The organism is Streptomyces sp. SM11 (assembly GCF_002910905.1).
Classification (GTDB): Bacteria; Actinomycetota; Actinomycetes; order Streptomycetales; family Streptomycetaceae; genus Streptomyces.
This window is the reverse complement of record NZ_NEUE01000115.1, coordinates 20,225-27,911: the sequence shown is the minus strand read 5'-3', so window position 1 is coordinate 27,911 and position 7,687 is coordinate 20,225. Positions and strand designations below refer to the sequence as shown.

The 7,687-nt window shown below is 71.9% G+C and carries 9 protein-coding genes; 3 read left to right on the top strand and 6 right to left on the bottom strand.

Going from position 1 to position 7,687, the window contains the following annotated elements; genetic code table 11:
• The coding region (locus B9S58_RS08240; RefSeq protein WP_146063481.1) for a transposase at positions 1 to 260 on the bottom strand (260 nt) is incomplete at its 3' end.
• A gap of 395 nt (positions 261 to 655) precedes the next feature.
• On the opposite strand from B9S58_RS08240, the gene B9S58_RS08235 reads away from it, so the two are divergent.
• Entirely contained in the window at positions 656 to 1,360 is a 705-nt protein-coding gene (locus B9S58_RS08235; protein WP_103531454.1) for a DUF2470 domain-containing protein, read from the top strand.
• 12 nt (positions 1,361 to 1,372) lie between these two features.
• Here the strand turns inward: B9S58_RS08235 and B9S58_RS08230 are convergent, their stop codons facing one another.
• From B9S58_RS08230 to B9S58_RS08220, 3 genes are read right to left on the bottom strand one after another with little or no spacing between them, the layout of a single operon-like run.
• Entirely contained in the window at positions 1,373 to 2,098 is a 726-nt protein-coding gene (locus tag B9S58_RS08230; protein ID WP_103531453.1) for a TetR/AcrR family transcriptional regulator, read from the bottom strand.
• A 34-nt stretch (positions 2,099 to 2,132) separates the two neighbouring features.
• A complete protein-coding gene (locus B9S58_RS08225) occupies positions 2,133 to 3,215 on the bottom strand; it encodes a PDR/VanB family oxidoreductase (protein ID WP_103531452.1) in 1,083 nt (360 codons plus the stop codon).
• Positions 3,216 to 3,218: 3 nt separating this feature from the next.
• Positions 3,219 to 4,124, bottom strand: coding sequence for a metal-dependent hydrolase (locus B9S58_RS08220; RefSeq protein WP_103531451.1), 906 nt, complete (start codon positions 4,122 to 4,124; stop codon positions 3,219 to 3,221).
• A 90-nt stretch (positions 4,125 to 4,214) separates the two neighbouring features.
• Here B9S58_RS08220 and B9S58_RS08215 point away from each other — a divergent pair, with 90 nt between their 5' ends.
• Positions 4,215 to 4,967, top strand: a complete 753-nt coding sequence (locus B9S58_RS08215) for a class I SAM-dependent methyltransferase (protein ID WP_103531450.1) — start codon at positions 4,215 to 4,217, stop codon at positions 4,965 to 4,967.
• A 27-nt stretch (positions 4,968 to 4,994) separates the two neighbouring features.
• Positions 4,995 to 5,489: a hypothetical protein gene (locus B9S58_RS08210; protein WP_103531449.1), complete on the top strand. Its 495-nt coding sequence runs from the start codon at positions 4,995 to 4,997 to the stop codon at positions 5,487 to 5,489.
• Positions 5,490 to 5,522: 33 nt separating this feature from the next.
• Here B9S58_RS08210 and B9S58_RS08205 read toward each other — a convergent pair whose 3' ends face one another.
• Positions 5,523 to 7,037 carry a DUF1996 domain-containing protein gene (locus B9S58_RS08205; RefSeq protein ID WP_103531448.1) on the bottom strand — a complete coding sequence of 505 codons (1,515 nt, stop codon included), beginning with the start codon at positions 7,035 to 7,037 and terminating at the stop codon, positions 5,523 to 5,525.
• A 121-nt stretch (positions 7,038 to 7,158) separates the two neighbouring features.
• Positions 7,159 to 7,653 (bottom strand): carboxymuconolactone decarboxylase family protein, encoded by a 495-nt coding sequence (locus B9S58_RS08200; protein ID WP_107494933.1) that lies wholly within the window; start codon positions 7,651 to 7,653, stop codon positions 7,159 to 7,161.
• Positions 7,654 to 7,687: the final 34 nt, after the last annotated feature.

Genomic DNA, 7,687 nt, shown 5'->3' with positions numbered 1-7,687 from the left:
GGCAGGTAGGCGACCCGGCAGCCGGTGGCGCGGGCCACGGTCAGCGGCAGCGCGCCGATGTTGGCGACCTGGTCCACGATCACCAGGACGGTGCCGAACTTGGCATTGAGCTTGTCGGACAACTCCCGCAGCCGGGACTCGGTGTTGGGCAGTCTCTTGTCGTGGACGGTCTTGCCCTGCCCGGTCAGACCATGGGCGTGGTGGAACTCCTTGCCCAGGTCAAGGCCGAGGAACAGATCTATGCCGACGGTGTCGACCATGCTCGCGTGCCCCCTCGACGTGCACTCGTGTCCGATCCTGGCCGTCCCTGCGGCACCACACGCCGGCAACCACGTTACGCAGACATCCCGTCCCTGAAGCGGCCCGGCGTTGCGCCGGGCCAGGCGGTCGTCAGGCCCCTCATCAGCGGTCAAGCGGTGCCCCGAAGCCCGGCGGCAACACCCCCCAGGTCATCCCTCCGACAGGGGGCACACAGCCATACCGGACCCGGGGGCCAGGCGCCCCATTTCGGGGCCACAGAAAAGGTAACGGGGGGCGCGGCGGCTCGTGAACCGCCCGTCGTGTCCCCGGGCTACCCGCACACGGGCATTGTGAGTAAGGTTAGGCATACCTAAGTAACCGCTTGGGCTCCGTCAATCCTTCCTGGAGAACTCGGATGCGGCTTTCCCGCCCCCGCGCCACGCAGCCGACCCGCGCCGAGCGCGTCCGGTCGATCCTGGCCGTCGCCCACTCCATGACAGTGGTCAGCGACGGACTGCACACCGAAGTCCGCCGCCTCGACGGCACGGGCGCGATGGGCCACATCCACCTGCACGCCCCGAACGACGGAAGCCACGCGCCGAGCACCCGACGCGTCCCGGCCCGCCTGGAGTTCACGGACATCGCCCCCACCCCCGTACGCGACCGGCTGCGCGCCCGCGTCACGGTCACCGGGCTGCTGGCCGCCCCGTACGGCAACGACACCGGGCAGAGCACCTGCATGGAGTTCGGGCAGGCCGTCCTGGAGGACGCCGAGGGGCGCACCTTCGTCACCCTGGAGGAGCTGGAGGAGGTGGAGACCGACCCGATCGCCGCGTGCGAGGCGGGCATGCTCACCCATCTGGTGGACGACCACGCCGAGCTCGTCCCGCTGCTCCTGCGCCTGGTACACCCCCGCCCGGAGCGCGGCATGGCCCGGGCTGTGCCGCTGGCGATGGACCGCTACGGGGTGACCCTGCGGCTCGAATACCCCCGCACCCACGAGGACGTCACGCTGCCGTTCCCCCGCCCGGTCACCGAGATCGACCAGGCGGGCCCGCAGATCCACGCCCTGCTGGCCGCCGCCCGCCGCGTCTCCCACCGCAACGGCCTCCCCGCCTGAGGGCTCGGGGGATCAGCGCGGCAGACGCCGCGCCGGAACGGCGGGCGCATCCGGGGCGAGCGCCGAGAGCCGGGCCAGCAGTTCCCCGAACGGACCGTCCACCGGCTCCTGGGCCAGCACCCGCAGCACGATGCCTGCCATCTCCTGGTCGTACGCGGCGCTGACGGCGGCGAGCGCCGCGAAGTCGTGCACCAGCTGCATCTCCAGCTCGGCGCGCGGAATGCGCCGCCCGTCCAGCCAGATCAGTGCTGTCGACTCGGCGAGCGAGACCCAGGAGCGGACCACCAGCTCCAGCCGGGCGGGCGGTTCGCTCACCCCGAGGTGCGCGATGATCTGCTCGTACGCGGCCTGCCGCACCCCGTCGATCATGGCGTTCGCCGTCGAGGAGCCGGCCGCGGGCCCACCGCGCATCAGCGCCGAGAAGCCGGGACCGTGCTCGTCGACGAAGTCGAAGAACCGCCCCATCACCCGCAGCAGCCGTGCCCCCAGAGGCCCTTCGAGGGGCTCCAGGAAGCGGGCCGCCAGCTCGTCGGCGGCCCGTCGCAGCGCCGCCTCGTACAGGCTCTGCTTCCCGGGGAAGTAGTGGTAGACCAGCGGACGGGAGATCCCCGCGGCGGCGGCGATCTCGTCGATCGACACCTCCTCGGGCGAGCGGCGGCTGAACAAGTCCAGCGCGACGCCGATCAGTTGCTGCCTGCGCTCGTCGACGCCCATCCTGCGCCGCACCCAGGTCGTCATGCGAACAGCCTATCCGGGGCGCCGGCCGGAGCCTCTACAGGTCCAGGACGAGACGGCCGCCCCGGCAGCGCGAGACGCAGATCAGCATCGAGTCGCCCCGCTCGTCGTCGGTCAGCAGCTCGTCCCGGTGGTCGATCTCGCCCTCCAGGACCCGCTGTTGGCAGGTCCCGCAGAACCCCTGCTCGCAGGAGTACGCGACATGGGGCAGCTCCGCGCGGACGGCGGCCAGTACCGACTGCCCGGCCGCGACCGGCACCGTGCGCCCGCTGCGCCGCAGCTCCACCTCGAACGGCCCGGCCCCGGATCCCGCCGCATCCCCCGGCGCGGCCGAGAACCGCTCCAGGTACAGGGGGAACCCCTCGGGGAGCGCGGCGGCGACGGCGTCCATCAGGGGCCCGGGGCCACAGCAGTAGACCGCCGTGCCCGGGGTGAGCCCGGTCAGCGCCGCCGCGACGTCCGGGTGCCCCGCCTCGTCCTGCGCGACCACCGTGACCCGGCCTCCGTCGGCGCCGAGCTTCTCGATCTCGTCCAGGAACGGCATCGATCCCCGCGACCGGCCCCCGTACAGCAGCCGCCACTCGGCCCCCGACGCGGCCAGCGACCGCAGCATCGGCAGGACCGGGGTGATCCCGATGCCGCCGACGACGAAGACGTAACCCCTGGCCTCGGCCAGCGGGAAACGGTTGCGCGGCCCGCGCACCTCGATCTCCAGGCCCTCGTGGAGCTGTTCGTGCACCTCCAGCGAACCTCCCCGGCCGTCCTCCACCAGCCGGGTCGCCACGGTGTACGCACCGGTGTCCTCCGGGTCGCCGCACAGCGAGTACTGCCGGACCAGACCGGACGGCAGCACCAGGTCCAGATGGGCCCCCGGCTCCCAGCGCGGCAGGCCGGCGCCCTCGAGGCGGAGCTGGACGACACCGTCGGCGACCACGGTCCGCCCGGTGATCAGCAGTCGGCGGACCGCCGTCGCCCGCCGCTTCGAGTGGCCCGATACCGGCTCGGGCAGGGCGGGCAGCGGCCACAGCGGGGACCGGGCGATCCGGCGGTTGAGGGCCCGCCGGGTGAGCAGGGCGGCGCCGGAGACGAGCAGGACGGTACGCGGGCGGGGCAGGGCCATGGGTCAGGACCCTCCCGTCGTGCGAGCCTCGGCGGCGAGCGCCGCGGGCGAGTGGGCGAGGTACTCGACGGCCTGGGCCGTACTGCCCTCCTGCGAGGGGTGGTATGAGCGGCTGAGGTAGCTGGGTATGGACCGCAGCATCGCGCCTGTGCTGGGCAGCGTGCCCTGCCGCCCGCTCGCGTGGAACGCCTTGAAGGAGGCCTTGCCGTCCAGCAGGGTGGGGTCGTTCTCCATGAAGAAGCGGGTACCGCGCTGCCAGAGGAACACCAGCGCGGAGAACGCCGCCGCCCAGGTGCGCAGCCGCCGCCGGTAGCCGCCGTCCACGTGCATGAAGACGTCGAAGGCCACCGACCGGTGCTCGACCTCCTCCGCCCCGTGCCAGCGCAGCAGATCGAGCATGGTCGGATCCGCGCCCCGGCGGTCCAGCGCCTCGGCGTTGAGGATCCAGTCGCCGAGGAACGCGGTGTAGTGCTCGATCGCCGCGATCGTCGCCACCCGCTCCATCAGCCACCACTTCGACGCCCGCCCCGGCGGCAGGGTCCGGTCCCCGAGCAGCTTCTCGAAGAACCAGTCGACCTGCGCGGTGTACGGGGTCGGGTCGAGGCCCAACTCCCGCAGATGCGGCAGTACATCGTCGTGGGCCTGCGAGTGCACCGCCTCCTGCCCGATGAACCCGATGACGTCCTCGCGCAGTCGGTCGTCATGGATGTACGGGAGTATCTGCCGGTAGACGTGGATGAACCAGCGCTCGCCGGCCGGGAGCAGCAGGTGGAGCACATTGATGGTGTGCGTGGTGAACGGGTCGCCCGGCACCCAGTGCAGGGGCGTCTTCTCCCAGGCGAAGGACACCTTGCGGGCCTTGAGGGGCGTCCGCTCCGACGCGACCGCCGCTGGCTGCGTGTTAGACATGGTGTCAATGTACTGACGGGTATGCGGGGGGACCAGAGGCGTGCAGAGATTTCCGTGCCGCTCCGCCAGGCCCCCGCGATGATTGCTTGTATGACGAAACCTGTGCGGGCCCGATCCTTCGACGCGATCGCCGCCGCCTACGACGCGCACCGTCCCACCTACCCGCCCGCTCTGTTCGACGCCGTCGAGGACCTGGCCGGACGGTCGCTCGCCGGAGCCCGGGTCGCGGACGTCGGGGCGGGTACCGGACTCGGCACGGCCCGGCTGTACGAGCGCGGGGCCCGGATCACCGCGGTGGAGCCGGGCGACGGGATGGCCGGGCAGTTCCGCCGGAGCCTGCCGGACGTCTCCCTGGTCCGGGGCGACGGGAACGGCCTGCCGCTGCGGACCGGCTCCATGGACCTGATCACGTACGCCCAGTCGTGGCACTGGACCGACCCCGCCCGCTCGGTTCCCGAGGTCCGGCGGGTGCTGCGGCCGGGCGGGGCGCTCGCCCTGTGGTGGAACGACAGCGACCGGACCGTGGAGTGGCTGGTCGACCAGGAGGACCGGACGCGGGTCTTCCTCGGGGTGGAGATACCCGCCGTCCCGTCCCACCGGGCCCGCTTCCGGGCCCAGCTGCCCGACGGGCTCGACTTCCGTACCCGGCAGGTGGCGTGGAGCCGCCGCGTGCCGATCGACGCCCATATCGCCAACATGGCCACCCACTCCGACTTCCTGATCGGCGATCCGGTGGAGGTCCGCGACTACTTCGACCGCGAACGGGCCCTGCTGACCGCCCTGTTCCCGGACGGCGAGGTCGAAGAGGCCTATGTCGTGAGTCTTGCCGTAGCGCACCCCTGAGCCCGTGCCCGGGTGCAGGATGGGCCGATGGCGACACAACCGGAATGGCGATGCGCACGGCTCGGCGGTGCCGTCGCGGCCGTCCTGGCGGGGCTGCTGCTCCTGGCCGGGTGCAGCACGGAACCGGCCGACGACGGCGACGGCGACGGCCGGGAGCGGCCCACGCCGCCGCCGGCCGCGACGGGCACGCTGGAGCAGCTGGCGAAGAAGGCCGGCTGCGACCCGAATGTGCAGACCGACGCGGCCGAGCTCCGGCAGGCCAACTGTGAAACGGACGACGGGCGTTACATCCTGACCACCTTCGCCACCGACCGCGGGCAGCGAGAGTGGATCAACGAGGCCAACGACTACGGCGGCTCGTACCTCGTCGGACGGCAGTGGGTGGCCGTCGGTGATCCGGCCGTGGTCGCGGCGCTGCGCGGCCGGCTCGGGGGGACGGTGGAGACCGCCTCGCCTCACCACTCGGGGGACAGTGGCGGAGGGGGGAGCGAGGACGGGCACTCCGGTCACCACGGGAGCTGACCGCGCAGGTTCACGGGGGCCGCACGCGCCGCGTCAGCGGCAGCGGCGGCCGTCGTTGATGCACCGCACCATCTTCTTCATCAGCCTGTCGTCGAAGACGTTGATGAAGTCACCGTGATCGGTGATGGGCTTGTGCAACTGCTCGGGGAAGGAGTCGACGGCGAAGCCCGGCCCCGGCGGAACGTCGTAGACGATGCGCTGCACCAGCTGCGGCACCGCCCGGAACCCGTTGGGGCACCGCCCGTCGTCCTGGGCGAACGCCACATGGGTGCGGTGGTTGGCGCTGTCGGTGTTCTGCCCGTCCCAGCAGTTCTGGAAGGCGAACGTACGCACCACCTGACTGCCCTCGGGGCAGATCGGGTACTTGTCCGTCAGTCGGCGGTCCTCGAATCCGGTGCAGCTCCACGAGGCGTTGGCATTGGCGTCGCCGTTGGTGAACGCCTTCGCGTCGCCGGTGATGATCCGCAGGAAGCGCGGCATCGCGGTGACCCTGCCGACGGGCGAGCCGACGAACTTCAGTGTCACCTCGGACGGCGTCTGGATCTCCCCGACGTTCTGGTCCCGGCCGCCGCCGTCGGCGTCCACGTCGTTCTCGTCCTGCCCGTTCTGCAGGCGCAGGACGGGCCAGTAGTAGGTCGACCGGTCGCCCTGGTTGCGGCAGGTGGTCGCGCCGTCCGCCAGATCGTCGTCGCTCGCGAAGGCGTCGTTGGCCTGGTTGCCGATGTAATCGTGCATATGGTGCGCGCCGTTGCTCACGCCGGGCGCGACGATGACGTTGTCCGGGTTGAACTTCCCGTTCTCATTACGGCCGCAGTCGGTGGTGAAGATGCCGCGGGACGCGCCGCGGCGCTGACGGGGCCGGTCGACGTTGGGCTGGACGGACCGGATATCGACGAAGTCGGAGGCCTGGGGCCCGTTGCCGCCCTGGCCCTGCCCGGGGCCTTCGCCCGGGCCGGGGTCCTGCCCCGGCCCTCCGTTCCGGCCCTGGTCCTGCCGTTGGCCGTCATCCTGACCGCCGTCGCCGTCGCCGTCGCCGTCGCCGTCGCCGTCGCCGTCGCCGTTTCCGGGGCGGCTGTCGTCGGCGCGCAGGCTGCACCCGGCGAGGCTCTCCAGCCCCGCCGGCCGCTCACCCACTCGCCCGATCGCGATGCCGATGCGGTCGAGGCTCGCCGCCCGCTTGCTGCGCAACGGCCCGAGGACGGCGTTCTCCGCCAGCCCGGGATCCCGCGCCAGCTGCTCCTTCCGGTCCGCGAACTGCCGGTAGGCGTCGGTGATCTGGGTGTCCATCGCCGCGAGTTCACGGTCGACCTCACGGCGTGCCCGGTCCGGCACCTCGGCCAGTCCGTTCACGGCTTCGGGGCAGTCGATGGTGGACATCTGGCGCCCGGCGTTCTGCGTCCGTGTGGGCGGAGAGCCGGACGGCCCTTCTCCCGCGGAGGCATAGACATTGACCGCGACCAGCCCACCGCCTCCCAGGAACAGGGCGGCGGAGGCGGCAATGGCCCGGCTGGCCAGTGTGGAACGTTTCTTGCGCGATGTGCGTCGCATGGGACTCCTCTGCTTCGAGGGAGAAGCGTGACGTTCCATACGCGGGGGCCCCGCGCCCCGTTCAGACCTCCGGCCCATTCGTGGGAAGCTCCAGCCGGAAAGCGACCCGAACCACCGGCTCTCAGGCGAAGGCGGCCAATGGGGCGTCCACCGGCGCCGCCGTGAGCCGGTTGGCCAGGGTCGACAGGGTGTACGCGCCGATGCCCAGGACCACTTCGAGGGCGTTCTGTTCCGTGTAGCCGTACGCCAGGAAGTCCCGCAGGGCCGCGTCGTCCACCGCCCCTGCCGAGGCGAGCACCTCCAGCGTGAACAGCCTTACGGCTTCCAGGCGTTCGTCCGGCAGCGGGGCTCCTGTGCGGTCGCGGTCGCGCAGGGCGGAGATCAGCGCCGGGTCGGCGTCCAGGGCGGTCAGCTTCGCTGTGTGCATCGCGACGCAGAGGTGACAGCCGTTGCGGGTGGCCATCGTCATGATCAGGACCTCGCGGGAGAGCGGGTCCAGGGTGCACGCCTCGAAGATCGCGCTGATCTTCAGGAATCCGTCCAGGGTGTGGGGCGAGGTGGCGAGCCGGGCGATGGCGGCGGGCCGGTAGCCCAGCCGCTCCGTCACCGTCTCCATGGCGCGCCGTGAACCGGACGGGGCGGTCTCGGGT

Coding starts and splice junctions, on each gene's coding strand:
- B9S58_RS08235 (WP_103531454.1), top strand. CDS start 656: ATGCGGCTTTCCCGCCCCCGCGCCACGCAGCCGACCCGCGCCGAGCGC.
- B9S58_RS08230 (WP_103531453.1), bottom strand. CDS start 2,098: ATGACGACCTGGGTGCGGCGCAGGATGGGCGTCGACGAGCGCAGGCAG.
- B9S58_RS08225 (WP_103531452.1), bottom strand. CDS start 3,215: ATGGCCCTGCCCCGCCCGCGTACCGTCCTGCTCGTCTCCGGCGCCGCC.
- B9S58_RS08220 (WP_103531451.1), bottom strand. CDS start 4,124: ATGTCTAACACGCAGCCAGCGGCGGTCGCGTCGGAGCGGACGCCCCTC.
- B9S58_RS08215 (WP_103531450.1), top strand. CDS start 4,215: ATGACGAAACCTGTGCGGGCCCGATCCTTCGACGCGATCGCCGCCGCC.
- B9S58_RS08210 (WP_103531449.1), top strand. CDS start 4,995: ATGGCGACACAACCGGAATGGCGATGCGCACGGCTCGGCGGTGCCGTC.
- B9S58_RS08205 (WP_103531448.1), bottom strand. CDS start 7,037: ATGCGACGCACATCGCGCAAGAAACGTTCCACACTGGCCAGCCGGGCC.
- B9S58_RS08200 (WP_107494933.1), bottom strand. CDS start 7,653: ATGGAGACGGTGACGGAGCGGCTGGGCTACCGGCCCGCCGCCATCGCC.